Genomic DNA, 24,927 nt, shown 5'->3' with positions numbered 1-24,927 from the left:
GTGAAATCATGCCGGTGATTCTGGTGATATCGGCAAGGAGTTCGCTGCATGCACAAATTCTCCCTCGGTCCCTTGACCGCCCTGGCCCTGCTTGCCCTGGCACCGACATCCTCGGCCCTGGCAGAGCCGGTGAAGCCGGTTTCCGACACAATCGACATGTCCGTGTCGGTTGAGGAATGGGTCAAAGCCGAAACCGCCCGCGTCATTCTGGTGGTGGATGTTGCCGGTCAGGGTGATGGTGGCGGGGTCCAGCGCGCCGACATCATCAAGGCAGCGGCCGCCGTGGCCGACAGGGTCGAATGGCGCGTCATTGCGATGGAGAAAGTGTCGGACAGCGCCGGGCTGGACCGCTGGCGCACGGCGTTGGAGGCACGCTTGCCGGAAGCGATGCTGGCCTCCCTGGCGGAACGGGCCAAGCGCGCCAGCCGGCCCGGTCTTCAGATCCGGGTGGGCGCCATCAAGTTTGAACCGACCCTGCCGGAGCTGGAAGCCGTGCGCAGCACGATGCGCAAGAAACTCTACACCCGGATCAAGGAAGAAATCGCCCTGTTACAACAGGTCTTTCCCGACCGCCAGTATCGTGTGGAGAACCTGCGCTTTGATGTGCGTGGCGGCCCGCAACAGGATGGCGACAGTGACATGCCGGTGGCCCGGCCACAGCGCTCCGGCATGGAAGAAATCATTGTCACCGCCAACCGCGTGGGCGGCAGTGGTGGCGGCGGTCAGGAGGATAAGCTGGTGATGGAAGCCATGGTGACGCTGGGGTCGTTCATCACCCCGCCCCCATGACAAGCTGTGCCGGCCATATCCCTCGATATGGCCGGCATCAACCCTTGACGGGCGCCTTACTCCGCCGGCGCCAGAACCGGTGCCGGACGCTCCACCGCCTCTTCGATCCCCGTCGGGTTGGCCAGTTCCGCGTGCAGCTTGGCCGTGTCCAGCGCGCCTTCCCACTTGGCGACCACCAGCGTGGCGACACCGTTGCCGATCAGGTTGGTCAGCGCGCGCGCCTCCGACATGAACCGGTCGACGCCCAGGATCAGGGCGATGGACGCCACCGGGATATGCCCGACGGTGGCCAGCGTCGCCGCCAGCACGATGAAGCCCGACCCGGTGACGCCGGCCGCGCCCTTGGACGTCAGCAGCAGCACCGCCAGGATGCCCAGTTCCTGCCAGATGGTCAGGTCGGTATTGGTGGCCTGGGCCAGGAAGATGGCGGCCATGGTCAGATAGATGCAGGTGCCGTCGAGGTTAAAGGAATAACCGGTCGGCACGACCAGACCCACGACGGACTTTTCCACGCCCAGCTTGTTCAGCTTGGTCATCAGGCGCGGCAAGGCACTTTCCGAGGACGAGGTCCCCAGCACAATCAGCAGTTCTTCGCGGATATAGCGGACGAAACGGGTGATCGAGAAACCGCAGACCCGCGCCACCACACCCAGCACGCCGAAGATGAACAACAGGCAGGTGACGTAGAAGGCGGCCATCAACTGGCCCAGCGAAATCAGCGTATCGACGCCATATTTACCGATGGTGAAGGCCATGGCCCCGAAGGCACCGATGGGGGCAAACTTCATCAGGATGCCGACGATCTTAAAGAAGATGCCCGACGCCTGGTCGATCAGGTGCAGCATGGGCCGGCCCTTGTCACCCAGGCTCTGCAGGCCGAAGGCGAACAGGATGGCGACGAACAGCACCTGCAGGATCTCACCCTCGGCAAAGGCGCCGATCACGGTGCCGGGGATGATATGCATCAGGAAGGCGACGGTCCCCTGCTCCTGCGCTTTGGCGGCATAGGATGCGATGGACTTGGTATCCAGCGTGGCCGGATCGACATTCATGCCGGCGCCGGGCTGCCAGACATTGACGATCACCATGCCCAGGATCAGGGCCACGGTGGTCAGAACCTCGAAATAGATCAGGGCCTTGAACCCGACGCGGCCCACCTTCTTCATGTCCTCCATGCCGGCGATGCCATGCACGACGGTCAGGAAGATGATCGGCGCGATCAGCATCTTGATCATCTTGATGAAAGCATCGCCCAGCGGCTTCATGCTTTCACCCACCGACGGATAGAAATGGCCCAGCGCGACACCGATGGCGATGGCCACCAGCACCTGCACATAAAGGCTCTGATAGAATTTCTTCGGCGCCGCCGGGCTGGCGGCGATGCTGGCACCTTGGGCCATGTCGCTTCTCCCAATTGATCCGTGTCCGCCGGGTTGGGAGGCTCGCTCAGCCCCGTCCCGCCTTCGCATCGCCTATAGGCATGCGCCGTGCCAGGGGCAGGGTTGACGGGGAATCAAGGACTTGGGACAGATGCACCACCCCGATCTGTCCGGAAATCCAGACAGTCGCCGGGGCTTTTGTGCGGTTTTCCGGAAAAGGGGATAGGGGGAAACGACTGGATGGCGGGGGACGGGAATGGAGGGGTCAACCGACCCCGCCACCCACCTCGTCCAGATAGTGCCGGGCCATTTCGGCGTAATGCGGGGCGATGGTCATCTGCATGCGGATATCCTCTTCGGTAAGCGCGCGCAGGAAACGGGCCGGGCTGCCGCCCCAGAGTTCCCCCGCCTTCACCCGCTTGCCGGGCGTGACCAGGGCGCCGGCCGCGACCATGGCCCCCGTCTCCACCACGACCCCATCCATGATGCAGGACTTCATGCCAATAAAGGCCCCATCCTCCACCACGCAGCCATGCAGCAGCGCCAGATGGCCCACCGTGACATTGTCACCGATGGTCGTGCTGAACCGGTGGCGGGTGCAGTGGACGACGCTGCCATCCTGGATATTGGTGTTCTTGCCGATGCGGATGGAATGCACGTCACCCCGCACCGTGACGGCGAACCACAGGCCGCTGCCGGCCCCGATCTCGACATCGCCGATGATGGTTGCATTGGACAGGAAGGCCGTCGGGTCGATGACGGGCACCTTGCCCTGATAAGGCAGGATGGTGGGGATGGGGCGCGTATGGATCATGGAAACACCGGAATGACGTCCAGGCCCAACGTCTCGTCGAACCCGCACATGATGTTGAAATTCTGCACCGCCTGGCCCGAGGCACCCTTCATCAGATTATCGATGACGGACACCAGGATGGCGCGGCCAGGGATGCGGTCGGCGAAGATATTGATCAGGGCCAGGTTGGACCCGGCGACATGCCGTGTCTGCGGCCCCACACCCGGGGCCAGCACCTTCACGAACGGCTCACCCGCATAGGCCTTTTCCAGGCTGGCACGCAGGGTGGCCACATCCACCCCGTCCTTCAGCCGGACATAGGTGGTGGCCATCATGCCCCGGTTCATGGGGATCAGGTGCGGGGTGAAGGCAATGCGGATATCGCCGCGACCGGCGGCCCAGCCCAGGCTCTGCTCGATCTCCGGCGCATGGCGGTGCGACGCGATACCATAGGCATGCATGCCTTCCGCCACCTCGCAATAAAGGCTGCCCTGCTTGGCATCGCGGCCCGCGCCCGACACGCCGGACTTGGCATCGATGATGATGTCATCGGCCAAAATCAGCCCATCGCGCAGCAGCGGCAGCAGCGGCAGCAAGGACGCGGTGGGGTAGCAGCCGGGATTGGCGACCAGCCGGGCCGTGGCCACCTGCTCACGCGCCACCTCCGCCAAGCCGTAGACGGCGGTTTCCTGCAGATCGGCGGCCTTGTGCGCGTGGCCATACCATTCGGCATAGGTGTCCACGTTGAACAGCCGGAAATCCGCCGACAGGTCACAGACGCGGACATGGGCGGGCAGGCCGGCGATCACCTCCTGCGTGGTCCCGTGCGGCAAACCGCAGAAGACAAAATCCACCTCGTCCCAATTGACATCGGCGATCTTGGTCAGGGCCGGCAGGTCATAGGGGGCCAGATGCGGGAACACATCGGCCACCGGCTTGCCGGCCGCCCGCTCCCCCGTCAGGGCCGTGATGCGCACGCGCGGATGGCGCAGCAGCAATCGCATCAGCTCGGCACCCGTATAGCCGGAAGCGCCCAGAATGGCGACGCGGACGGGGGAGGAAGCGGAAGCGGTGCTCATTTACTGCGGTCTCCTGATCATGCCGATGGGTGCCGCACTCTGGCACCCGTTCGTTACAAATACAGCTTCATGCCCTCATGCGAAGCATCAAAGCCAAGGCGCTGGTAGAACCTGTGCGCATCGGTCCGCTGCTTGTCAGTGGTCAGTTGCACCAGACCACAGCCCCGCGCGCGGGCCATATCCACGCAATTCTCCATCAGGATGGCGCCCAGCCCCTTGGAGCGCAGGGCCGATGCCACACGCACCGCCTCCACCGTACAGCGGCGCATGCCCTTGCGGCCCAGGCCGCGGGCATAGTTCAACTGCGCCATGGCGACCACACGGCCATCCAGATCCAGCACCAGGATTTCGGCATTGGGGTCCAGGATGATCTCGTCCCAGGCCTCGTAATAGGGTTCCAGGTCCGTCCCCTGCTCCCGCCCCTGGCCCAGCATGTCGTCGCTCAGCAGCGCCACCATTTCCGGCACGTCCCGGCGCTGGGCCACGCGCACCACGACATCATCCTTGATCGACATCGGTTCCCCCGGCTGTTTGCCGGCCCAGCATAGCAGGGACGGGGCGGAAACGGGGCCGATAGTTCGCCCCCGCGATCGTGCATGGGGTCATTGCGATGGATTCGCATTTTCACTCTGGCGCATGCGAGTGATTTGCAGTATCCCATATCCATCATCGCTGACCGGGGTCGCTGTCCGATCATGTATGTCTGCATCTGTAACGCCATCAACTGCAAGACCGTGCGCCACAGCGTGAACAATGGCGCGTCCAGTGTGGCCGGCGTGTTCAAGTCCTGCGGCAAGACCCCGCAATGCGGCCGCTGCTTCACCACCATCCGGGAGATGGTGGGCGATGCCCGTCCGGCCAATGGCTGCACTAGCCATTCACACGCCATCGCCGCCGAATAATATCATCGGTCAAAATTTTGGGCTGATGGTATCAGCGCCGACGGCGGGTTTTCAGCATACCCTCAACGTGGTCACGGAACAGGGCACCTTGCCGTCGCCATAGGTGCCGGTCGCTGTGGGCTGGTCTTGATGCTGTTTGCGGCCGGCTTCCTCCGCCGCTTTCATCTCGGCCAGTTTGCGCGCCCGTTCCTCCTGTATTCTCGTCAGGTCGGGATCGCTCTTGTCCAGGCGGGCACCCAGCAGGCGCAGGTTGCGTTCGGCCGCGAGATACAGCGGTTCCTCGCTTTCCGACCCGTCCAGGCGCGGTGCCGTATCCTCGTCGGCCGAGACATAGACGACACGGAACAGGCCATAGGCCTCATCATACCGCCCAATCTGCTGCTTGATCAGCGCCAGTTGATAGCGGACGCCCATGTCGTTGGGGTCCTGTTCCGCCAGCCGGCCATAAAATTCCAGGGCCATGACATAATCCTTGGCCTTCAGCGCCGCCCGGCCCCGATCCGTATCGTCATTCATGAAGGGGTTCACCGGCTGCGCCCAACGCGGCGTCAGACAGCCTGGCAGCAGGACCAGAAGCGACAGGGCCAGGCACAGGGTCGGCAGGCGGCGGATCATGCATATCCTCAAGATCGCGGGGGCAGCGGCGGCACTCAGCATATCCTATGCACGTCCGCATCGCGCGTCACCGTCCGCGCACGAAAGCATAGTTCCTATCGTCCCACCACTCGCCTATTCTGTGGTTAATCATACAGGGGTGGGCATGCAACCGGACAAATCCGCCGCAGAAATCGACCACGCGATCCTGGTGGAGGATCGCGGCATGCTGGCGCTGCTGCTGTTCTGGTGGCGCCTGAAACAGGCCAATGGCGGTGCCGTCCTGCCCACGCGGCGGCAGATGGACCCCTGCGCCCTGCCCCGCGCCATCCTGCCATTCATGTTCATCTATGAAGGCCACGAGGGCGGGCGGTTGCGCTGCCGGCTGTCCGGCACACGCCTGCGCGACCTGTTCGGACAGGACGGAACAGGGCTTTATCTCGACCAGATGATCGCCCCCGCCTCCGTCCCTGGTCGCAGCGCGCTTTTCCACCAAAGCCTGGCATGCGGGCTGCCGATGTTCTATCGCGGTTTCCTGGTGCCTGCCGGTCGCGGCTGGCGGGCCTTCAACCGGCTGCTGCTGCCCGTGTCGGTGGCACCGGGGGCGCCGGCAACACAGATCATGGGCATGGTCCGCGTCTTCGACCCGCCGCCGGGCACCTCACCCCTGACCAGCGCCGATGCCGACGGTCTGGTCAGCGCCCGGCTGCTGGATGATGGGGCCTGCGCCGCCCTGGCGAGGTGACCCCCGCCAGCTTCACGCCGCCGCCAATACCGTTTCCACCTGCTGCGTCGTCGCCTCGTCCAACCGGAACTGCACGCGCAGCACACCGTCTTCGATGGTGACGGCCCTTCCACGCAGGGGACCGCAGGGCAGGCCCAGCAATTCCACCTCGTCCCCCGGGCGTACCGACAGGCCGGTCAGGATGGCGGCACCCCCGGCCGACAGGTCGGTGATGCGGCCCGTCTGCCGGTCCGATTGCCGCCCGCCCTTACCGCGCACGGACAGTTCCACGGCCAGATCGACGTTGCGGCGTTCATAGGCACGGCGTTCGCCGGCCCGGTCCATGGCGGACAGGAAATCCTCCACCTCCTGGCGCAACTGTTCCGCCTGCTCCGACAACTCACCCGCCGCGGCGTGCAACTGCGCCGATGCCGACATGGTGAACTGGGCCCCCTCGCGCACGGACACGATGCTTTCCGACACTTCGCCTGTGCGCCGCGCCGCCTCATGCACATTACGGCTGATCTCGGCGGTCGCCGCGCCCTGCTGGTTGACGGCGCTGGCGATGGTGCTGGAATTCTGGCCGATACTGTCGATGATGTCGGCGATGCTGGCGATCATGCCGGCGGCATCGTCGGCGGCTTCCTGCACCGCGCGGGCCTGGGTGCTGATATCCTCGGTGGCGCGGGCCGTCTGTCCCGACAGGTTCTTCACCTCACTGGCGACCACGGCGAAGCCCTTGCCAGCCTCGCCGGCACGCGCCGCCTCAATGGTAGCGTTGAGCGCCAGAAGGTTGGTCTGGCTGGCGATCTCGCTGATCAGCCCCACCACCCCCTGGACATTGGCCACCACATCCGACAGTTCGCCGACGATGCGGCGGGCATTATGGGCCTTGTCCACCGCCTCGGCCGTGATCTGGGCCGTGATGCCCACCTGCCGGCCGATCTCGGAACTGGACGCGGACAGTTCCTCCGTCGCGGCGGCGACGGTCTGGGCATTGTCGCGGGCCACCTGGGCACTGTCAGCCACATTGTTGGACTGGCGGCCCGTCATCTCGGCCTGCTCCTGCAACCCGCCGGAGGTGGCTTCCAGTTCCGTTGCGGCGGCGGCCACGGTCTTCAGCTTGCCGGCCACGGCCATCTTGAAGTCGCGTGTCAGCACTTCCAGCGCGGCACGGCGGCGTTCCTTGGCCTCCTCCTCGCGCTGCTTTTCCTCCTCCAGCGCGCGGGCGCGCTGGGCATTGTCGCGGAAAACGGCGATGGCGCGGGCCATGGCCCCGATTTCGTTGGTGGCGCGGGCGTCGGGCACCTCCACATCCAGCTCGCCTTCCGCCAGATCGCCCATGATACCGGTCAGCGCCGACAGCGGCCGGGCCAGGGTGCGGGCCACGGCACTGGAAAAAGCGGCCGACAACCCGCCCAGCACGATACCGGCAACCACCTGGATCAGCAGCATTTCCCGATGCTTGCGGCCGACATCGTCCAGATAGACGCCCGACCCCACCACCCAGTTCCATTCCGGCACCAGCGTGACGAAGGAGATCTTGTCCACCGGCTGGTCGAAACCGGGCTTCGGCCATTTATAGGGCACGAAACCCGACTTTTCCGGGCCCGTAGCCACCCGGACCATGTCGCGGAACATCAGGGTCCCGACCGGGTCCTTGAAATCCGACATGTCCTGGCCGTCCAGTTCCGCCTTGATCGGATGCATGACCATGCGGTGGCGCGTATCGTTCACCCAGACATATTCCCCGGCGTAGCGCATGGCCTTGACCGCCGCCAGGGCGCGGGCCTGCGCCTCTTCGCGGCTCAGGGTTCCGGCCTTTTCCTGCGCGGCATAGGTCTGGATGACGCTGCTGGCACCCTCCACCGCCGACTTGGCGCTGGTGCTGTAGCGCTCCTGCAGCTGCGCATATTGCTGCTCGCTGGTCAGCGCCGCGAAGGCCAGCAGCCCCAGCAGGGAGATCAGCACGATCAGCCCCAGACGCTTGGAGATTGAGCTGTTATGGAACCAGGTGGAAATATTCGCCAACCGCATCATTTCGACACCAGCTTGTTGTTCTACTTTATTGAACCGTTGTTCATCTTTGATACTGCCGTTTGTATCCTGGATGCTGCGGCTCCGGGCAACCGACAATTTAGTGTAAAGGAAACGCTGCCGGTTAATGTCCGATTAACCGGCCGGCCAATCTCTTGATATGGCGACAATTTGTCCCCAGATTGCCGGGGAAACAGTCGGATCGGCGGGCGGCTGACGATCCGGTCGCGTCAATATGACGCAATACCAATGCTCAGATGGAGAAGGACGATGAGCGTGCCATTCACCCTGTTGGGCCTGGATCACATCGTGCTGCGGGTGCGCGACATCGGCCGGATGATGGGTTTCTATCAGACCGTCCTGGGGTGCACGCTGGAGAAGGTACAGGCCGAAATCGGGCTTTACCAGTTACGCGCCGGCCGCCATCTGATCGATCTGGTGCCGCTGGATGGCAAGCTGGGCCGCATGGGCGGGGCGGGACCGGGGGCGGAGGGGCGCAACCTGGAACATTTCTGCCTGGAGATCACCCCCTTCGACGATACCGCCATCCGCACCCATCTGGCGGCCCATGGCGTCAGCATCGGCAGCACGGGCACGCGCAACGGCGCGCAGGGCGAAGGCCCTTCGATCTACCTGACCGATCCGGAGGGTAACAATGTGGAATTGAAGGCGGCGCCGTAAGGTGCGCGGCGGCTCAGAAATGCCGCCAGCCGCCGGACCCCAGGTCCGCCTCGACCCCGTCCAGGCCCAGCAGGTCCAGGCCCGGCTCGCCATCCACCACCTTGCCGATGCGCGTGACCTTGATCCCGGCATTGATGCCGGCGGCCGCGATATCCTCGGCCTTGTCGGCGGGAGCGGTGAAGGCCACCTCGTAATCATCGCCGCCCGTCAGCACGGTGCGGCGCAGCGTCGGCGTGCCGACCAGCAGGCGCAGCGCCGCCCCCGACAGGGGCACAGCCTGCGTATCCACCTGCAGGCGCACCTTGCTGGCCAGCGCCAGATGCCGGACATCGGCGACCAGCCCGTCGGAAACATCCAGCGCCGCCGTGCCGAACACGCGCAACGAGGCGACAAGGTCCAGGCGCGGGGCCGGACGATGCAGACGCGACAGAAGATAGGCGCGATCGGCTTCCGCCACCGGCTGGGTCAAGGCCCCCTGCGCCAGCTTCAGGCCCAGGGCGGCATCGCCGATGGAACCGGTGACGAACAGGGCGTCACCCGGCTTGGCCCCCTTGCGGCGGATCATCCGGTTGCGCGGCACCAGACCCAGCGCCGTGATGGTCAGCGACAGAGGACCGGAGGTGGAAACCGAATCGCCACCCAGCAGGTTGACCTTGAATTCCCGCTGCGCCTCGCCCAGCCCCTTGGCAAAGGCTTCGACCCAATCATCGCCAATGCTTTTCGGCAGGCTGGTGACCAGGGAATAGGCCAGAGGCTCCGCACCCTTGGCCGCCAGGTCCGACATGTTGACGGCCAGGATCTTCCAGGCCAGATCGGCGGGATTGTCATGCGGCAGGAAATGCACACCCGCGACCATGGCGTCGGTGGTCACCACCAGTTGCTGGTCATAGGGCACATCCAGGACGGCGGCATCGTCGGTCAGGTCGAAGGCACCGGGCACGCCCACGGCCAGCGGCCGGAAAAAACGCTCGATCCGGCCGAATTCACCCAGACTGACGGGCACGCCCTGCTCTGTCACGACGCGCTGCCCTTGCCCGCCGGCTTGGCGCCCATCTCGGCCGTCCGCAGCGTGCGGGCCAGCTTGTCCAGCACGCCATTGACCATGCCCGGCTCACGGCCGGCAAAGAAGGCGTGAGTGACGTCGATATAGTCGTTGATGATGATATGAGCGGCCACGGCCTCGTTGGCCAGCAGTTCCCAGGCCCCGGCGCGCAGGATGGCGCGCAGCAGCAGTTCCATGCGCTCCAGCGACCATTGCCGGTCCAGCAACCCGCCCAGAAGCTGATCCACCTCGGCCAGACGGCCCTGTACCCCGCGCAGGATGTCGGCGAAAAGGGCCGGCTCCGGCGTCACGAACTCTTCGCCATCCTGTTCCTGCCCGATACGGTGGCGCGCGAATTCGTGGATCACGGTATCGCTGGAGGCACCGGCCAGATCAATCTGGTACAGCCCCTGGACAGCCGCCAGACGGGCAGCCGACCGCCGGGCCTTGGCGGACCCGGTGGGCTTGATCTTCGGCGCCGGCTCAGGGGCGGCGACCGGGGCGGTGACTTTTTTGCGCGGGGGCATATCGGGACCTGGAACTCAGCGGGAATAAAGACGGAATTGTTTCTTCAGCTCGATCATCTGAAGGCAGGCATTGGCGGCAAAACCGCCCTTGTTCTTCTGGTTCACGGCGGCGCGGGCCCAGGCCTGCTCGAAATTCTCGGTGGTGAGAATGCCGTTGCCAATGGCCAGCGTGTGGCGCAGGGCCAGATCGGACAGGCCGCGCGCGCTTTCCTGACAGACATAGTCGTAATGCGTCGTCTCGCCCCGGATCACACAGCCCAGCGCCACATAGCCGTCGAAACGGCGGCGTCCGGAATAGAAATCCATGGAACGGACAGAGAACTGGATGGCGGCCGGGATCTCATAGGCGCCGGGCACCTGGAAAATCTCATAGGTGGCACCCACCGCGTCCAGCGCGCCGACGGCGCCCTTCACCAGCTCGTCCGCGAGGTCGTCATAAAAACGGGCCTCGACGATCATGATATGGGGCGCGTCAGCCATGGGGGCCATCCAGTCCGTCATGTTGAAAGGATCAGAAGGGGGTGGGTATGGCCCGTTGACCGACAATGGTCAAGCCATAGCCTTCGAGGCCCACCACCGTCTTTTTGGTATTGCTCAGCAGCACCATCTTCTTCACGCCCAGGTCGTTCAGGATCTGGGCGCCGATGCCATAGTCGCGCAACTCGCCGGTCAGGTCGTCATTGCCATCATCGATGGCACGCAGCCGGTCGGCCAGCGAGAAGGGCTGTGCATCGCGCATCAGCACGATGACACCGCGTCCTTCGTCACCCACGGCCTTCATCGCCGCTTCCAGGCTGCCCACGGGGCCATGGCGGCTGTCGGCCAGCAGGTCCTTGACGATATTCAGCGAATGCATGCGCACCGGCACGGGCACATCATCATGGATGTCACCCTTGACCAGGGCGATATGCTCGGCCCCGCTGATGCGGTTACGATAGACGATCATCTCGAACCGGCCGCCGAAATGGCTGTCCAGCACGGTACGGTAGCTGCGTTCGACGATGGTTTCCGTGCGGCGGCGATAGGCGATCAGGTCGGCAATGGTGCCGATCTTCAACCCGTGCAGTTGCGCGAACTTCACCAGGTCCGGCATGCGGGCCATGGTGCCGTCATCATTCATGATCTCGCAGATCACGCCCGCCGCCGGCAGGCCGGCCAGGCGCGACAGATCCACCGACGCCTCGGTATGGCCGGCGCGGACCAGGGTGCCGCCATCGCGGGCCAGCAGCGGGAAGACATGGCCCGGCGTGACGATGTCGCGGCTGTCGACATTCTCGTCAATGGCGACCTGGATGGTGCGGGCGCGGTCGGCCGCACTGATGCCCGTGGTCACGCCCGTCCGCGCCTCGATCGACACGGTGAAGGCCGTCTGGTGACGGGTGCCGTTCTGCTGTGCCATCAGGGGCAGACGCAGGCGCTCATTCATCGGGCTGTCGATGGCCAGACAGATCAGGCCGCGCCCGAAACGCGCCATGAAATTGATGGCCTCCGGCGTGGCGGCGCTGGCAGGGATCACCAGATCGCCCTCATTCTCCCGGTCCTCATCATCGACCAGGATGAACATGCGGCCCTGGCGGGCCTCCTCGATCAGTTCCTCGGTGCTGGACAGCACGGGACGGTCTTCTTCGGTCAAACGGGTTTCGATGGCCGACATGTCTTAAGCGTCCTTCCCCACCAGCCGCGCGACATAGCGCGCCAGCATATCCACTTCCAGATTGATGCGTGCCCCCGGCCCGATCAGGCCGAAGGTCGTCTGTTCCGCCGTATGCGGGATGATGTTGACGCCGAAAATATCGTCATCGACTTCGTTCACGGTCAGCGACACGCCGTTCAGCGCGACGGAACCCTTGGCCGCGATGAAACGTTTAAGGGTCTGCGGCACTCGGAAGCGCCAGCGATGGCTGTCGCCGTCGGGCGTGACCGACACGACCTCGCCCACACCGTCGACATGGCCATAGACCAGATGCCCGCCCAGCTCGTCACCCAGTTTCAGGGACCGTTCAAGGTTGAGCGGGGTGCCGACAACCCAATCGCCGACGGTGGTCTTGGCGATGGTTTCGGCGGACACATCCACCTTATAGGCGTCGGCCAGCTTTTCCACGACGGTCAGGCAGACCCCGTTGGATGCTATGGACGCGCCCATGGTCACGCCGTTCAGGTCGAACCGCGTTTGGATGGTCAGTCTCAGGTCGCCACGGCGCTCGATCTCCACGACGCGGCCGACATCGGTGATGATTCCGGTAAACATGGGCCATAACCTAGGGCTTGGCGCGACAATGCGCGAGGGGGCTATGGATGCACGGCGCGCATGGCGGGATCGGGTTAATGGGATGCTGACGCGGGAAGGCCCCGGTCAATCCATCCATTTCACCGCCAGCTTCTGGAAAATATCCACCAATCCCGGCTCGCTGACCAGAGCCACGGCTTCGGCGGGCGTGAACCAGCGGCGCTCGCGCTGCGTGCGCTCCGGCCAGTCGGGCAGCTCCGTCGCCACCTCCAGCGCATGGACGGTCACGTCGCAGGTGACGGTCGATCCGTCATCCAGGCGCTTGTCATAGGTATAGTCGCCGACGGGCTTCCTCTTGATCTTGCCGCGCACGCCCGCTTCCTCGAACGCCTCGATGGCGGCCATCTCCTGCGGTTCGACATTTTTCTTGGCCCAGCCCTTGGGGATGATCCACCGCCGCGTCTCGCGTGAGGTGACCAGCAAGATCTGCGGTCCGGTTTCGGTCATGCGGAACGGCAGGGCCGCATGCTGGACAGTGTTTTTTCGATCACCCATTTATTGATTCTACACCCTGACCACACTGCCTGAATAGCTATCCGTTCTTGCACCCGATGGATAATCACTCAGTATCCCGGCTCAACATGACCGTTTTGTGACATTAACATTACGATGCGGCCCGGTTCAATGTTACATGGGCGTCCAGGCTGTGGCCCCGCGCCGGCAGCAACCCTGTGCGATAGCGTTGATCGGAATAGAAGATGCTGAGCCTGTTCCGGGCCATGATGCCCCGCGAAGAGCGGTTTTTCGACCATTTCACCGACCATGCCCGCCTGATCCTGGTCGCCGCCGAGGCGCTGCGTGATCTTGTCAGGAATGGCGACCAACTGGAGATGCGTTTCCAGCGCATCCACCAGGCGGAGAATGACGCCGACAAGATCACCAAGGAGATCCAGGCGGCCGTTCACCGTTCCTTCATCGTGCCCTTCGACCGGTCCGACATCCAGGACCTGGCCAAGCGCATGGACGACATCATCGACCTGATCCAGGACGTGGCCCGTCACATGACGGAAGCCGGCCCGATGGAATACACGGCCGAGATGCACGCCCTGTCCGAACTGATCGTGCGCGCGGCCGCCATCCTGCCGGATTGCCTGCCCAAGCTGCGCGACATTCCCCGGCATGTGACGGAAATGACCCGCATGACGCGGGAGATGTCGGAACTGGAGAGCGACAGCGACAAGATCCTGCGCGCCGGCAAGGCCCGCCTGCGTCAGGAAAGCGGCGGTCTGGACGCCCCCATCACCTATCGCCAGGCGCTGATCCGCGAAATCCTGGAACTGATGGAAGCCGTCCTGGATGCGGGCGAGGATGTCGCCGACATCATCGACAGCATCATTGTCGACAATGTCTGATCGCCCCGGCCGGAATTCCCCATGGAACTGATCTCCCTGCCGATCCTGATCGGCCTGATCGCACTGGCTTTGGCGTTCGACTTCCTGAACGGCCTGCATGACGCGGCGAATTCCATCGCCACCGTCGTGTCCACGCGCGTGCTGTCGCCGCGCAACGCCGTCATCATGGCGGCCTTCTTCAACTTCATCGCCTTTGTCTTTTTCGGCACGCATGTGGCCAACACGATCGGCAAGGGCATCGTCGATGCCAGCGTCATCGATGCCTCGGTCATCTTCGCGGCCCTGATGGGCGCCATCATCTGGAACATCGTGACTTGGCTGGGCGGCATCCCCTCCTCCTCCTCCCACGCGCTGGTCGGCGGGCTGGTCGGGGCCGGTGTGGCCAAGGCGGGTACGGGTGTGGTCGGGTCGGGCCTGATCAAGACGGCGGTCGCCATCGTGATTTCGCCCACGGTCGGCTTCATCCTGGCCATCATCCTGATGACCATCGTCTCCTGGACCTTCCGGCGCTTCTCCCCCTTCAAGGTGGACAAGGTATTCCGCAGCGTACAGATCGTCTCGGCCTCGCTCTACAGCCTGGGCCATGGCGGCAATGACGCGCAGAAGACCATGGGCATCATCGCCGTCCTGCTGTTCAGCCAGGGCTATATGCCCGAGGGCTTTCATGTTCCCTTCTGGGTCGTGATCTCGTGTCAGGCCTGCATGGGCCTGGGCACGTTGTTCGGCGGCTGGAAGATCGTGAAGACCATGGGGTCGCGCCTGACCGACCTGAAGCCGGTCCATGGCTCCTGCGCGGAAACGGCGGGCGCCATCACCCTGTTCACGGCGACCGCCATGGGTGTGCCCGTCTCCACCACCCACACGATCACCGGCGCCATCATCGGTGTCGGCTCTGCCCGCCGCGCGTCCTCCGTGCGCTGGGGTCTGGCCCAGGGCATCCTGGTGGCCTGGGTATTGACCATGCCGGCGGCCGCCGCCGTGGGCGCCGCCTTCTATTGGTTGACGCGTGTGCTGTAAGCCCGCCACCATGGCCGGTATCCACCACCGGGTGCCGGCCATGTCGCGTCTGTTTGCCTTTCTCGCCTGCCTGATGCTGTCCGCCCCCGTGCTGGCGGCCGATCCGCCGCCCGTCCTGACCTACAAGGACCTGCTGGCCCGCCCGGCCGTGACCGGCGGCATCCGCCTCACCTATGGCAGCGATCTGCAGCAGTTCGGTGATCTCTGGCTGCCCCGCGGTGCGGGGCCGCACCCGCTGCTGGTCCTGATCCATGGCGGCTGCTGGCTGGGCGATGTACCGGCCTTCGATCTGATGAACCCGATGGCCAAGGCGCTCAGCGATGCCGGCGTCGCCGTCTGGAACATCGAATATCGCCGGCTGGGGCAGCCGGGCGGCGGCTATCCTGGCACATTCCAGGATGTGGCCGCCGCCACCGACCATGTCCGCGCCCTGGCCGATGCGCACAAGCTGGACCTGTCCCGCGTGGCCGTGGCCGGTCATTCCGCCGGCGGTCATCTGGCCCTCTGGGCGGCGGGTCGCGCCCAGCTTCCCGCCGACAGCCCACTGAAAACCGCCAATCCCCTGAACCTGCGCGGCGTCGTCTCCCTGGCCGGCATCGTCGACCTGCGTGATTACCGCGAGCGCGGGCCCACGGCCTGCGGCGGCCCGGACACGGTGGACCGGCTGACCGATGCCGCCCGACGCGGGTCCGCCGCCTTCACCGACACTTCACCGGGGGAGGCGCCGGTGAAGGATCTGGCCCTGACCCTGATCTCCGGCACCCGCGACATCATCGTGCCGCCCACCTTCGCGCAGCATTACGCGGCGAAGGCAACGGGGCCAGAGGTGCGGGAGCTGGAGATCGACGGCGCCGGCCATTTCGAACTGATCGACCCGCAATCCGGTACCTGGCCCGTGATCCAGGCCGAAATCCGTGACCGGTTGCGGCGGTAAGCCATCAGAACCGCATGGTTGCCGCCACCCGCCAGGCACGGCCGGACAGCGGCTCATACTCCCCGTCACCCGCTACATGCAGGCCATAGGCGTCGAACAGGTTCTGGACCTGGGCGCGAAGCGCGATCTCCCGTTCCCAAACCATGATTTGGCGCCTTAAGCCCAGATCGACCAGCGTATAGGCCGGCGCATCGGCCAGATTGTCGCCGCGCGCCGTGGTCCGGGCGCGGTGGTCCACAATCACATCGACCGACAAGCCATCCAGGAAGTCAGGCGCATAATCGACGCTGCCCTGCCATTGCAGGCGCGTCTGCCCCACCGGCCGGCGGCCGATCATGCCCTCCCTAACCTCTGTGCCTGAGACGACGGGGTCCAGCAGCACGGCCCCCAGCACCAGCGACAAGCCGGGCACCGGCTCCCCCGACAGGGACGCCTCCACCCCCCGATGCCGCACGCTGCCCAGGAAACCATAGACCCCGTCCGCATCCACCCCGTCATAGGGACGGCGCACATCAAAGGCCGAACTGGTCAGGGTCAGCGGCCCCAGCCCCAGGCGCAGGCCCAGTTCACGCTGTGTCGTCCGCACGGCGGGCAGCACAGTGTTGCGGTTTACCGCCGTGATGGGCGCCGATCCGCTTTCCTCCAGTCCGCGTGAATAGCTGGCATAGGTAACCAACCCATTGTCGAACCGCCAGGCCGCCATGGCATTATACAGCCACGGGGCCGACGATCCCCGCGCCCCGCCGCCGGCCCCCGGCCGCGTGGTCTTGGTGTAATCGGCCTTCTGTATGCCCGCACCCAGGTCCAGCCGCCCGTCCCAGGACAGGTTATAGGCCAGACCCAGCGTATAATGCCGCACCCGGTCACGATCCTGCGGCTGGTCAAAGCTGATATCGCGCCGGACCGTCGCGGGTGGCCGATCCATGGGCCAGTCGCCATAGTTCAGCTCGACATCCCCACCCTTGCGGCTGTTCTTCGACAGGCCGCGCCCTGCGAGGCTCAGCGTATGACCCGCCCGGCCCGACAGCCATTGATAGGCCAGCGACGCCTCCCCCGACAGGGCAGCATAGCGGGTGGCGGGCAACAGCACATGCAGCATCTCCCCCTCCCGCGCCGGGGTCACCGACAACAGGGCAAAGGCGTCATAGGGCAGGCGCTGCACCGACCGGAACAGCCCCGCCCGCGCCACCAGTCCCTCGGCCAACCCAGCATCAAGGATCACCCCCTGATTCTCCACCTCATAGGCCCAGTCAGCCCAGCCCAGGCTATGGTCCACATCGCGGTCGATATGGGGTGGCAGGGTGGGACCATCGGGCAGGTAGCTGGGCACCACCTCCCCATCCTTCATCCGGTCCCAGTCGGCATAGGCTGTCAGGGTCACCGCCTCTGTCATCTGCCAACGCGGCACGAACCCGGCGGACCATGCCCGCTGGTCCCCGCCAAAGGCGCCATTCTGATCCGGATGCGCCGCCAAACCTGCGGCCAGGCTGAACCGGCCATCGCCACTGACATAACCGGTATCAAGTTGCAGATAGGGGGAGGTGAACGGGTCGATGCCCAGAACCAGTTCAGCCCCCGTTTCCGCCGGCTTGCGCAACGACAGGTCGGCGATGCCCGACGGGGCCGGGAACAGCAGGCCGACCGTGTTCAGCCCCACCCGGATGCTGGTCGCCTCCACTACCCGGTCGGACAGGGCGCCCTGCTGGGAGATATACAGCCCTTCCAGCCGGACATTGCCGGCGCTGTCGGGGCTGAACCCACGCACATTGCCGGCATCATACAGCCCGATGGATTCGGTCCCGACCCGCAGGCCGAAAGCATCGGTAGCGTTGCGCACGACATTGTCAGCGCCGGCATCCTGTGCCGCCGCCACGGGCGCACAGAGCAACAGGGCCGCGGCGGAAACAGCCAGCGACAGTCCGGGAACCTTCGGGGCAAACATGGGATTACTGCCTGTTCTTGGTTAACGTTTTTAATCGGCGGGGTGCGTATAGCACAGACCCAACATGTCCGCCATCGGATATGTTCTGTGATCGGTGTCAATTTGGCGGCCGCCGAATTCCTCCGACCTATGCGATTGCACAGTTTCGCAAAATCACATCCGGGGGTTAGCTGTTGGGAATTGTGTGTGCGATCGGGGAGAGGGTGGAGTGACGATGGACCGCCATGTGGTGAGCCGGCTGACCGCCGGATATGTCATCGCGCTGACCTTGATCGCGCTCCTGTCCGGCGGGGTCCATCTGTTGCTGGACAATGTCATCGCCGAACAGCGCGACGCCGCGACCATCATCAATGTCGCGGGCCGGCAGCGTATGCTGTCTCAGCGCATCGCCCTGCTGGGTACCGACCTGCGCCAGGGGGATGAAAGCGCGCGTCAGGCGCTGCTGGACGCCATCGCCCTGATGCGCCGCTCACAGGATGCGCTGGTGCATGGCAACGACCTTGGCATTTCCAATCCGTTATCGGCAGAGGCGCGGGCCCATTATTTCGATGGGGCCACACCGCTGGATGCTGCCGTGCACGCCTTCCTGGGGGAAGCGGAGCGGTTCGCCGAGAGCCGGGACGAGGAAGCGTATCAGCGGTTCCACACCGCCGCCCGCAGCACGCTGCTGCCCTCGCTGGACCATGCCGTCAGCATCTTCGAAGCGGAGGCCAATGGCCGTACGCGCTGGCTGCAGCAGGCGCAGAAGGTGGTGCTGGCCATCCTGCTGACCACGTTGCTGGCAGAGGCTTTTTTTATCTTCCGCCCCATGGTGACGCGTATCCGGGTCTATGCCGGTCGATTGTTCGATCTGGCCACGCGCGACGGGCTGACCGGCCTTCCCAACCGCCGCTTCCTTGTGGATACCGGAGAGGCGGCCATCATCCAGGCGCGGCGCGACGGCACCGAACTGTCCTGTCTGCTGATCGATCTGGATCATTTCAAGGCCATCAATGACAAGCATGGCCATGCCACCGGCGATGCCGTGCTGGTCCGCTTTTCCGAACTGGTACAGACGGCCCTGCGTCAGGGGGACCTGATCGGCCGCACGGGTGGAGAGGAATTCGCCATCGTTCTGCCCGGCGCCGGAGAGGCAGGCGCGCTGCTGGTGGCGGAAAAACTGCGCGCCCTGCTGGAGGCCGACCGCAGTGCCGGCGTGCCCACCTTCACCGCCAGCATCGGGGCCACCACCCTGGCACCCGACGATCGCGGCCTGACCGATCTGATGTCGCGGGCCGATGCCGCGCTTTATGTGGCCAAGGGACTGGGCCGCAATCGTGTTCGCTTCGAAGCGGCCCGCCCGCCCGAACCGCGCGGCGCGGTCAGCGTGGCGTGACCCGCCGCATCAACAGCCCATAGACCAGGGCCGCAATCCCCAGCCCCACGAACCAGGCATAATTGTAAAGCCCCACGAAGAAGCCCGGCACACCGGCAAAACCGCCGGGAAAGGCGGCATGCAGGAAGCCGGGAATGTTGGGCGCCACGGCCAGGGCAAAGGCGATCAGGGCCGCCGGGTTCCACCCGGCCCGGAACCCATATTCGCCATCCACCTGGAACAGCGCTGGCACGTTCAGGACCTGACGCCGGATCAGCCAGTAATCGGTCAGCATGATGCCCAGCAGCGGCCCCAGCAGCGCGCCATAGCCGATCAGCCAGGTGAAGATGTAGCCATCCGTCGTCTCGATCAGTTTCCAGGGCATCATGGCGATGCCGATTCCCGCCGTGATGTAGCCACCGGTGGTAAAGCTGACATGCCGGGGAAAAATGGCGGAGAAATCATAGGCGGGCCCCACCGTATTGGCGGCCAGATTAACGCACAGCGTGTCGATGGTGATGATGATCAGGCCGATGGCGACCGCGATGCCTTCCAGCCGCCCAGCCAGATCCACCGGGTCCCACACCGCCTCGCCATAGATGATGATGGTGGCGGAGGTGACGGCAACAGAGACAAAGGCCAGCAGCGCCATGGGCAGGGGCAGGCCCACAGACTGGCCCAGCATCTGATCCTTCTGGCTGCGGGCGAAGCGCGTGAAGTCGGGAATATTGATGGCCAGCGTGGACCAGAAACCGACCATGGCCGTCAGGCCCGGCCAGAATACAGACCAGAACTGCCCTTCCCTGGCGCCACCGGTCACGAATTGCGAGGGCGCCGACAGCATGTGCCCGAACCCGCCCGCTTTGTCCCAGGCCCACCAGAGCAGGGCCAGCATGATCAGGATCTTCAGGGGCGCCGTGATCGTCTCGATCCAGCGGATACTGTCCGGCCCGCGCCGGATGAACCAGAGATGCAGCGCCCAGAAAAACAGAAAACAGATCAGTTGCCCGGCATCGATGCCCAAGGCGGCGATCTTGTCCCCGGCCAGCGCGCCCCCCGTGATGATGTTGCCGATGGCATAGATGGCGCTGCCGCCCACCCAGCACTGGATGCCGAACCAGCCGCAGGCGATCAGCGCCCGCAGGGCCGCCGGCAGCTTGTTGCCCCGTGTGCCGAAGCTGGACCGGACGATCACGGCGAAGGGCAGGCCATATCTGGCCCCCGAATGCCCGATCAGCACCATGGGCACCAGCACGATCAGATTGCCGGCCAGTACGGTTCCCACGGCCTGCCATGCCGACATGCCTTGCTGGATCAGGCCCGATGCAAGCAGATAGGACGGGATGCACATGACCATGCCGATCCACAGCGAGGCGTAATGCACCCAGTTCCAGGTTCGCCGCCCGGGTGGGACCGGCGCCAGATCCTCGTTCCAGATGCCCGACCCGGTATCGACCGATCCCGTCATCCCCTTGCCCCCTGCGTCGCGCGGTTGTTGGTCCCTTCACCCCGGCACCGCGCCACCGGCCGGTCACGGAAGGAGCGACAATCTTGTTAAAGACGGGCACAGGATGACATAGAAGTAATTTGCCGTGTGCAGGAAGTTGGCCGATGACAACCAACGAGGACCATTGGCAGAAGGGTCCCAAGGGGTGATCGCGTACCATGGCGGAGTTGACAACGGACGAGCAGGCCCCCGCCTGGCGGGCCTGGGCGAAGGGTGGGGCGACGGGGCTGGTGGTTCTGGCCGTAGGCGCCCTGGCCTGGACGGCCTTGTCGCATCTGGCGGCCGAAATCTCCTATCGGGAGGTGGTGGATGCCCTGCGCGCCACGCCGCCCTGGGCCCTTGGCGCCGCCCTGGCCGCAACGGGACTCAGTTTCCTGGCCCTGACCTTCTATGACTGGACGGCGCTGACCTATGTGGGGCGCAAGGTGCCCTATCCTGTCATCGGCCTGACCTCCTTTTGCGCCTATGCCGTGGGCAATACGGTGGGGTTCGGGCCGCTGACGGCGGGCGCCATCCGCTACCGGTTCTACACCCCGCACGGGCTGGAGCCGGAGGAGGTGGCGCGCATCGTCGGCTTCGTCACCGCAACCTTCGGCCTGGGCGTGGCCGGCACTACGGCCTTGGGGCTTTTTATCGCGGGGGACGTGACCGGTCTCGGCCTGCCGGGCTGGATCGGCCATGCGGTGGGGGCAATCGGACTTGCGCTGCTGGCGGCACTGGTGGTGGCCTCGGGCCGGCATGAAAGCCTGCGGATCGCCCGCTGGACCGTGGACCTGCCCGCCCCGCGCCTGCTGCTGATCCAGTTCGCGGCCACGCTGGTGGATATCGCGGCGGCGGGCACGGTGCTGTGGGTGCTGCTGCCCTCCATCGATATCGGCCTGCCGGCCTTCATCGCCATCTATGCCGTGGCCATCGGCCTGGGCGTGCTCAGCCATGTGCCGGCCGGGCTGGGCGTGTTCGAAACCGTGGTGCTCGCCGCCGTCGGCGGTCGGGCGGATACCGAACAGGTGCTGGGCGCCCTGCTGCTCTATCGCATCATCTATCATGTGGTGCCGCTGCTGCTGGCCGGGCTGGCGGTGGCGCTGCTGGAAACGCGCCGGGCGGCCCTCTGGCTGTCGGGCAGCCGGGTGGTGATGGCCGGGCGGCGCCTGTCGCCACCGGTGCTGGGCGCGCTGACCCTGCTGCTGGCCAGCATGCTGGTCTTTTCCGGTGTCACCCCGGCCGACGATTCGCGCCTGGACCTCCTGTCCGGCTTCCTGCCCCTGCCCTTGGTGGAAGGCGCACATTTCCTGTCATCGGTGCTAGGGCTGATGCTGTTCGTGGTGGCACGCGGCGTCACCTACCGGCTGGACGGGGCCTGGTGGGCGGCCGTGTCGATCGTGCTGGCCGCCATGGTGCTGGCCCTGGCCAAGGCGTTGGCCCTGACGGAAATGGTGCTGCTGGCCCTGTTGCTGACCCTGCTGCTGCTGGCGCGCGGCGAATTCACGCGCAAGGCGTCACTGCTGCACTCCGCCCTCACCCGGCCTTGGCTGGTGGCGGTCGGGCTGCTGCTGATCACGGCCCTGTCGGTGCTGTTCTTCGTCTACAAGGGTGTGGATTACACCCATGACCTCTGGTGGCAGTTCGAATTTTCCGGCGAGGCGCCGCGCGGTCTGCGCGCGCTGCTGGGCGTCACGCTGCTGGCCGGCATGGTGGCCGCCTGGGCCCTGCTGCGCCCCGCCGTGCTGGCCGACCAGCCCCCGCCCGACGCCCAGGCCCTGGCCCGCGCCCGTGCCGTCATCGATGCACAGCCGCGCCCCGGCGCCCAACTGGCCCTGCTGGGCGACAAGAAGCTGCTCTTCTCCGACAATGGCGCCGCCTTCATCATGTATGCTAGGCAGGGCCGGTCTTGGATCGCGCTGTTCGATCCCGTGGGGCCGGAGGAGGAATGGGCGCCACTGATCTGGCGCTTCGTCGAAATGGCCCGTGCCTCGGGCGGACGCGCCGTCTTCTATCAGGTGACGCCGGAAAATCTGGCGCTTTACGCCGATGTCGGCCTTGTCGCCTTCAAGCTGGGCGAAGAGGCGCGGATCGATCTGGCGAATTTCGACCTGAAGGGGCCCAAGCGCGCCAACCTGCGCAACAGTTCCAACCGCTGCGAAAAGGCCGGCCTGGAATTCGCCCTGGTCGGGGTGGAGGATGTGCCGGCCATCATGACGGAACTGCGCGCCGTGTCCGATGACTGGATGGAAGCGCATAATGTGCGGGAGAAACGCTTCTCGCTGGGCGCTTTCCTCCCTGATTACGTGGCCCTGCGCCCGGTGGCCGTGCTGCGCCTGCGCGGCCGTATCGTGGCCTTCGCCAGTCTGATGATGACGGGCCAGCGGCAGGAAGCCAGCATCGACCTGATGCGCTTTTCCAGCGATGCGCCGCCGGCCGTCATGGAATATCTGCTGCTGCGCCTGATCCAGCATTTCAAGGCCGAGGGCTACGGCCATTTCAATCTGGGCATGGCGCCGCTGTCGGGCCTGTCGGCCAGCGCCGTGGGCCTGTGGCAGCAGGTGGGGCGCGCCGTCTATGAACGCGGCGACCGCTTCTATAATTTCAGCGGCCTGCGTTCCTTCAAATCGAAGTTCGGACCGGGATGGGAAGCGCGCTACATGGCGGTGCCCGGCGGGTTGAACCCGATGCTGGCCCTGGCCGACATCACGGTGCTGATCGCCGGCGGCTTGCGGGGAGTGGTGGGTAAATGAAAATGCGTTCCCTGTTCCTGTTCGCGCTTGTCGCGGGCCTTGCCGGATTGTCGGTTCCCGCCTGGTGGGCACACCGCTATGACATCGCGCCGCCTCGGGTGAAGCTGCCGCCCAACGACCTGCTGGGCCCCGTGCGGGTGATGGAGGGCAAGGGCGGCGGACAGGGACCGGTCGTCGTGCTGTTCACCGGACCCGAAGGCTGGGACGCCCGCGCCGACCATCTGGCCCGCCGTCTGGTGCATGGCGGCAGCAATGTCATCGGCCTGGACCTCAAGGCTGTGCGGGACGGCATCGCCAAGGCCGATGGCGATTGCGTCGATCCAAGCTGGGCCGTGCAGGACATTTCCCACGCCGCCCAGCGCAGCCTGGGCCTCAGCCATTACAACCTGCCCATCCTGGCCGGCATCGGCGCCGGGGCCGATATGGCCGTCGCCATCGCCGGGACAGGCACGCCCGCCATCCTGGGCGGTGTCGTGGCGGTGGACGAGGGCAAACAGCCCCCGCCGCGCCCGCTCTGCACCAATCCCCAATCCCAGGACGTGCCCGTCACCCGCCCCACGGGCGGCGGGCGGCCGGGCGAACGGCTGATCGCCGAACTGGCGCGGCGGGCACAGGCACAGGGGGACACCGAACTGTCCGACCTGCCGCTGACGGAACTGCCGGCCGACGCCAGGCATGGGGTGCTGGCCATCGTCTATTCCGGCGATGGCGGCTGGCGCGACCTGGACAAGGACATCGCCGAACGGCTGCAGAGCCAGGGTGTGCCCACCGTTGGTGTCGACATGTTGCGCTATTACTGGGCCTGGCGGTCGCCGGAGGACAGCGCCATCGACCTGTCCCGCCTGATCACCCATTACCGCCGGGAATGGGGCATCGATAAGGTGGTGCTGATCGGCTATTCCTTTGGCGCCGACGTCATGCCCGCGCTCTATAACCTGCTGCCCGCCGACCAGCGGCAAAGCGTGGTGCAGATCTCTCTGCTGGCCCTGTCGGCCCGCGCCAATTTTGAGGTGACGGTGGGCGAAATCCTCACCGCCAACAGCGAAAGCACGCAGCCCACCCGGCCCGATCTGGACCGCATCGACCCGAAGATCCTGCAATGTTTCGACGGCAAGGAGGATGAGGACGGCGTGTGCGAAACCCTGAAAGGCACCGGCATCGAACTGGTGGAAACCGAGGGCGGTCACCATTTCGACGGCGATTATGAGCACCTGGCCGACATCACCCTGGCCGGCATCGACCGGCGGGTGAAGGG

General features: G+C 65.4%; 24 protein-coding genes. 10 read left to right on the top strand and 14 right to left on the bottom strand.

Annotation, left to right across the window (positions count from 1 at the left end; genetic code table 11):
- Nucleotides 1-48 precede the first annotated feature (48 nt).
- A complete protein-coding gene (locus tag KBA48_RS16545) occupies nt 49-789 on the top strand; it encodes a hypothetical protein (RefSeq protein ID WP_292908315.1) in 741 nt (246 codons plus the stop codon).
- 56 nt (nt 790-845) lie between these two features.
- Here the strand turns inward: KBA48_RS16545 and KBA48_RS16540 are convergent, their stop codons facing one another.
- The 4 genes from KBA48_RS16540 to KBA48_RS16525 form a co-directional block, all read right to left on the bottom strand.
- The gene (locus KBA48_RS16540) at nt 846-2,189 is read right to left on the bottom strand and encodes a dicarboxylate/amino acid:cation symporter (RefSeq protein ID WP_292908313.1); all 1,344 of its coding nucleotides are present in this window, start codon (nt 2,187-2,189) and stop codon (nt 846-848) included.
- 244 nt (nt 2,190-2,433) lie between these two features.
- Entirely contained in the window at nt 2,434-2,982 is a 549-nt protein-coding gene (locus KBA48_RS16535) for a gamma carbonic anhydrase family protein (RefSeq protein WP_292908312.1), read from the bottom strand.
- Nucleotides 2,979-4,040 carry an N-acetyl-gamma-glutamyl-phosphate reductase gene (argC, locus tag KBA48_RS16530; protein WP_292908311.1) on the bottom strand — a complete coding sequence of 354 codons (1,062 nt, stop codon included), beginning with the start codon at nt 4,038-4,040 and terminating at the stop codon, nt 2,979-2,981. Before argC ends, KBA48_RS16535 begins: the two co-directional genes overlap by 4 nt.
- 53 nt (nt 4,041-4,093) lie before the next feature.
- Nucleotides 4,094-4,555, bottom strand: coding sequence for a GNAT family N-acetyltransferase (locus tag KBA48_RS16525; protein WP_292908310.1), 462 nt, complete (start codon nt 4,553-4,555; stop codon nt 4,094-4,096).
- 180 nt (nt 4,556-4,735) lie between these two features.
- On the opposite strand from KBA48_RS16525, the gene KBA48_RS16520 reads away from it, so the two are divergent.
- Nucleotides 4,736-4,942, top strand: a complete 207-nt coding sequence (locus tag KBA48_RS16520) for a (2Fe-2S)-binding protein (RefSeq protein WP_292908308.1) — start codon at nt 4,736-4,738, stop codon at nt 4,940-4,942.
- A gap of 51 nt (nt 4,943-4,993) precedes the next feature.
- Here KBA48_RS16520 and KBA48_RS16515 read toward each other — a convergent pair whose 3' ends face one another.
- Nucleotides 4,994-5,557 carry a tetratricopeptide repeat protein gene (locus tag KBA48_RS16515; protein WP_292908306.1) on the bottom strand — a complete coding sequence of 188 codons (564 nt, stop codon included), beginning with the start codon at nt 5,555-5,557 and terminating at the stop codon, nt 4,994-4,996.
- Between the two features lie 145 nt (nt 5,558-5,702).
- On the opposite strand from KBA48_RS16515, the gene KBA48_RS16510 reads away from it, so the two are divergent.
- Entirely contained in the window at nt 5,703-6,281 is a 579-nt protein-coding gene (locus KBA48_RS16510; protein ID WP_292908304.1) for a PAS domain-containing protein, read from the top strand.
- 12 nt (nt 6,282-6,293) lie between these two features.
- On the opposite strand, the gene KBA48_RS16505 is transcribed toward KBA48_RS16510, so the two are convergent.
- The gene (locus KBA48_RS16505) at nt 6,294-8,300 is read right to left on the bottom strand and encodes a cache domain-containing protein (RefSeq protein WP_292908302.1); all 2,007 of its coding nucleotides are present in this window, start codon (nt 8,298-8,300) and stop codon (nt 6,294-6,296) included.
- 267 nt (nt 8,301-8,567) lie between these two features.
- On the opposite strand from KBA48_RS16505, the gene KBA48_RS16500 reads away from it, so the two are divergent.
- Nucleotides 8,568-8,978, top strand: coding sequence for a VOC family protein (locus KBA48_RS16500; protein WP_292908300.1), 411 nt, complete (start codon nt 8,568-8,570; stop codon nt 8,976-8,978).
- A 13-nt stretch (nt 8,979-8,991) separates the two neighbouring features.
- Here the strand turns inward: KBA48_RS16500 and thiL are convergent, their stop codons facing one another.
- The 6 genes from thiL to KBA48_RS16470 all read right to left on the bottom strand — a co-directional run bounded on the left by thiL (nt 8,992) and on the right by KBA48_RS16470 (nt 13,329).
- On the bottom strand, nt 8,992-9,996 hold the full coding sequence (gene thiL / locus KBA48_RS16495; RefSeq protein ID WP_292908298.1) for a thiamine-phosphate kinase: 1,005 nt from the start codon (nt 9,994-9,996) through the stop codon (nt 8,992-8,994).
- Nucleotides 9,993-10,547, bottom strand: coding sequence for a transcription antitermination factor NusB (gene nusB / locus KBA48_RS16490; RefSeq protein ID WP_292908296.1), 555 nt, complete (start codon nt 10,545-10,547; stop codon nt 9,993-9,995). Before nusB ends, thiL begins: the two co-directional genes overlap by 4 nt.
- A gap of 15 nt (nt 10,548-10,562) precedes the next feature.
- Entirely contained in the window at nt 10,563-11,027 is a 465-nt protein-coding gene (locus tag KBA48_RS16485; RefSeq protein WP_292908294.1) for a 6,7-dimethyl-8-ribityllumazine synthase, read from the bottom strand.
- 31 nt (nt 11,028-11,058) lie between these two features.
- Nucleotides 11,059-12,201, bottom strand: coding sequence for a 3,4-dihydroxy-2-butanone-4-phosphate synthase (ribB, locus tag KBA48_RS16480; protein ID WP_292908292.1), 1,143 nt, complete (start codon nt 12,199-12,201; stop codon nt 11,059-11,061).
- 3 nt (nt 12,202-12,204) lie between these two features.
- Nucleotides 12,205-12,795: a riboflavin synthase gene (locus KBA48_RS16475; protein ID WP_292908290.1), complete on the bottom strand. Its 591-nt coding sequence runs from the start codon at nt 12,793-12,795 to the stop codon at nt 12,205-12,207.
- Between the two features lie 105 nt (nt 12,796-12,900).
- Nucleotides 12,901-13,329: an NUDIX hydrolase gene (locus KBA48_RS16470; RefSeq protein ID WP_292908288.1), complete on the bottom strand. Its 429-nt coding sequence runs from the start codon at nt 13,327-13,329 to the stop codon at nt 12,901-12,903.
- A gap of 203 nt (nt 13,330-13,532) precedes the next feature.
- On the opposite strand from KBA48_RS16470, the gene KBA48_RS16465 reads away from it, so the two are divergent.
- The 3 genes from KBA48_RS16465 to KBA48_RS16455 are packed head-to-tail and all read left to right on the top strand — an operon-like array spanning nt 13,533 to nt 16,137.
- A complete protein-coding gene (locus KBA48_RS16465) occupies nt 13,533-14,186 on the top strand; it encodes a DUF47 domain-containing protein (RefSeq protein WP_292908286.1) in 654 nt (217 codons plus the stop codon).
- A gap of 21 nt (nt 14,187-14,207) precedes the next feature.
- The gene (locus tag KBA48_RS16460) at nt 14,208-15,203 is read left to right on the top strand and encodes an inorganic phosphate transporter (protein WP_292908284.1); all 996 of its coding nucleotides are present in this window, start codon (nt 14,208-14,210) and stop codon (nt 15,201-15,203) included.
- 40 nt (nt 15,204-15,243) lie between these two features.
- Nucleotides 15,244-16,137 carry an alpha/beta hydrolase gene (locus tag KBA48_RS16455; RefSeq protein ID WP_292908282.1) on the top strand — a complete coding sequence of 298 codons (894 nt, stop codon included), beginning with the start codon at nt 15,244-15,246 and terminating at the stop codon, nt 16,135-16,137.
- A 4-nt stretch (nt 16,138-16,141) separates the two neighbouring features.
- On the opposite strand, the gene KBA48_RS16450 is transcribed toward KBA48_RS16455, so the two are convergent.
- Nucleotides 16,142-18,079 (bottom strand): TonB-dependent receptor, encoded by a 1,938-nt coding sequence (locus KBA48_RS16450; protein WP_292908280.1) that lies wholly within the window; start codon nt 18,077-18,079, stop codon nt 16,142-16,144.
- A 214-nt stretch (nt 18,080-18,293) separates the two neighbouring features.
- Between KBA48_RS16450 and KBA48_RS16445 the strand changes: the two genes are divergently transcribed.
- A complete protein-coding gene (locus tag KBA48_RS16445; protein ID WP_292908338.1) occupies nt 18,294-19,454 on the top strand; it encodes a diguanylate cyclase in 1,161 nt (386 codons plus the stop codon).
- Here the strand turns inward: KBA48_RS16445 and KBA48_RS16440 are convergent.
- Nucleotides 19,441-20,901, bottom strand: a complete 1,461-nt coding sequence (locus KBA48_RS16440; protein WP_292908278.1) for an NCS1 family nucleobase:cation symporter-1 — start codon at nt 20,899-20,901, stop codon at nt 19,441-19,443. The genes KBA48_RS16445 and KBA48_RS16440 overlap by 14 nt on opposite strands.
- A gap of 197 nt (nt 20,902-21,098) precedes the next feature.
- Here KBA48_RS16440 and mprF point away from each other — a divergent pair, with 197 nt between their 5' ends.
- Together mprF and KBA48_RS16430 are read left to right on the top strand one after the other, a co-directional pair.
- Nucleotides 21,099-23,672 carry a bifunctional lysylphosphatidylglycerol flippase/synthetase MprF gene (mprF, locus tag KBA48_RS16435; protein WP_292908276.1) on the top strand — a complete coding sequence of 858 codons (2,574 nt, stop codon included), beginning with the start codon at nt 21,099-21,101 and terminating at the stop codon, nt 23,670-23,672.
- The coding region (locus tag KBA48_RS16430; protein ID WP_292908274.1) for an AcvB/VirJ family lysyl-phosphatidylglycerol hydrolase at nt 23,669-24,927 on the top strand (1,259 nt) is incomplete at its 3' end. The genes mprF and KBA48_RS16430, both read left to right, overlap by 4 nt.

Origin of the sequence: Niveispirillum sp., from assembly GCF_017996735.1 — a bacterium.
In the GTDB taxonomy this organism is placed as follows: domain Bacteria; phylum Pseudomonadota; class Alphaproteobacteria; order Azospirillales; family Azospirillaceae; genus Niveispirillum.
Note: the sequence above shows the minus strand (reverse complement) of the source record. Positions and strands in the feature narration are given on the sequence as shown.

Coding starts and splice junctions, on each gene's coding strand:
- KBA48_RS16545 (WP_292908315.1), top strand. CDS start 49: ATGCACAAATTCTCCCTCGGTCCCTTGACCGCCCTGGCCCTGCTTGCC.
- KBA48_RS16540 (WP_292908313.1), bottom strand. CDS start 2,189: ATGGCCCAAGGTGCCAGCATCGCCGCCAGCCCGGCGGCGCCGAAGAAA.
- KBA48_RS16535 (WP_292908312.1), bottom strand. CDS start 2,982: ATGATCCATACGCGCCCCATCCCCACCATCCTGCCTTATCAGGGCAAG.
- argC (WP_292908311.1), bottom strand. CDS start 4,040: ATGAGCACCGCTTCCGCTTCCTCCCCCGTCCGCGTCGCCATTCTGGGC.
- KBA48_RS16525 (WP_292908310.1), bottom strand. CDS start 4,555: ATGTCGATCAAGGATGATGTCGTGGTGCGCGTGGCCCAGCGCCGGGAC.
- KBA48_RS16520 (WP_292908308.1), top strand. CDS start 4,736: ATGTATGTCTGCATCTGTAACGCCATCAACTGCAAGACCGTGCGCCAC.
- KBA48_RS16515 (WP_292908306.1), bottom strand. CDS start 5,557: ATGATCCGCCGCCTGCCGACCCTGTGCCTGGCCCTGTCGCTTCTGGTC.
- KBA48_RS16510 (WP_292908304.1), top strand. CDS start 5,703: ATGCAACCGGACAAATCCGCCGCAGAAATCGACCACGCGATCCTGGTG.
- KBA48_RS16505 (WP_292908302.1), bottom strand. CDS start 8,300: ATGATGCGGTTGGCGAATATTTCCACCTGGTTCCATAACAGCTCAATC.
- KBA48_RS16500 (WP_292908300.1), top strand. CDS start 8,568: ATGAGCGTGCCATTCACCCTGTTGGGCCTGGATCACATCGTGCTGCGG.
- nusB (WP_292908296.1), bottom strand. CDS start 10,547: ATGCCCCCGCGCAAAAAAGTCACCGCCCCGGTCGCCGCCCCTGAGCCG.
- KBA48_RS16485 (WP_292908294.1), bottom strand. CDS start 11,027: ATGGCTGACGCGCCCCATATCATGATCGTCGAGGCCCGTTTTTATGAC.
- ribB (WP_292908292.1), bottom strand. CDS start 12,201: ATGTCGGCCATCGAAACCCGTTTGACCGAAGAAGACCGTCCCGTGCTG.
- KBA48_RS16475 (WP_292908290.1), bottom strand. CDS start 12,795: ATGTTTACCGGAATCATCACCGATGTCGGCCGCGTCGTGGAGATCGAG.
- KBA48_RS16470 (WP_292908288.1), bottom strand. CDS start 13,329: ATGGGTGATCGAAAAAACACTGTCCAGCATGCGGCCCTGCCGTTCCGC.
- KBA48_RS16465 (WP_292908286.1), top strand. CDS start 13,533: ATGCTGAGCCTGTTCCGGGCCATGATGCCCCGCGAAGAGCGGTTTTTC.
- KBA48_RS16460 (WP_292908284.1), top strand. CDS start 14,208: ATGGAACTGATCTCCCTGCCGATCCTGATCGGCCTGATCGCACTGGCT.
- KBA48_RS16455 (WP_292908282.1), top strand. CDS start 15,244: ATGTCGCGTCTGTTTGCCTTTCTCGCCTGCCTGATGCTGTCCGCCCCC.
- KBA48_RS16450 (WP_292908280.1), bottom strand. CDS start 18,079: ATGTTTGCCCCGAAGGTTCCCGGACTGTCGCTGGCTGTTTCCGCCGCG.
- KBA48_RS16445 (WP_292908338.1), top strand. CDS start 18,294: ATGGACCGCCATGTGGTGAGCCGGCTGACCGCCGGATATGTCATCGCG.
- KBA48_RS16440 (WP_292908278.1), bottom strand. CDS start 20,901: ATGACGGGATCGGTCGATACCGGGTCGGGCATCTGGAACGAGGATCTG.
- mprF (WP_292908276.1), top strand. CDS start 21,099: ATGGCGGAGTTGACAACGGACGAGCAGGCCCCCGCCTGGCGGGCCTGG.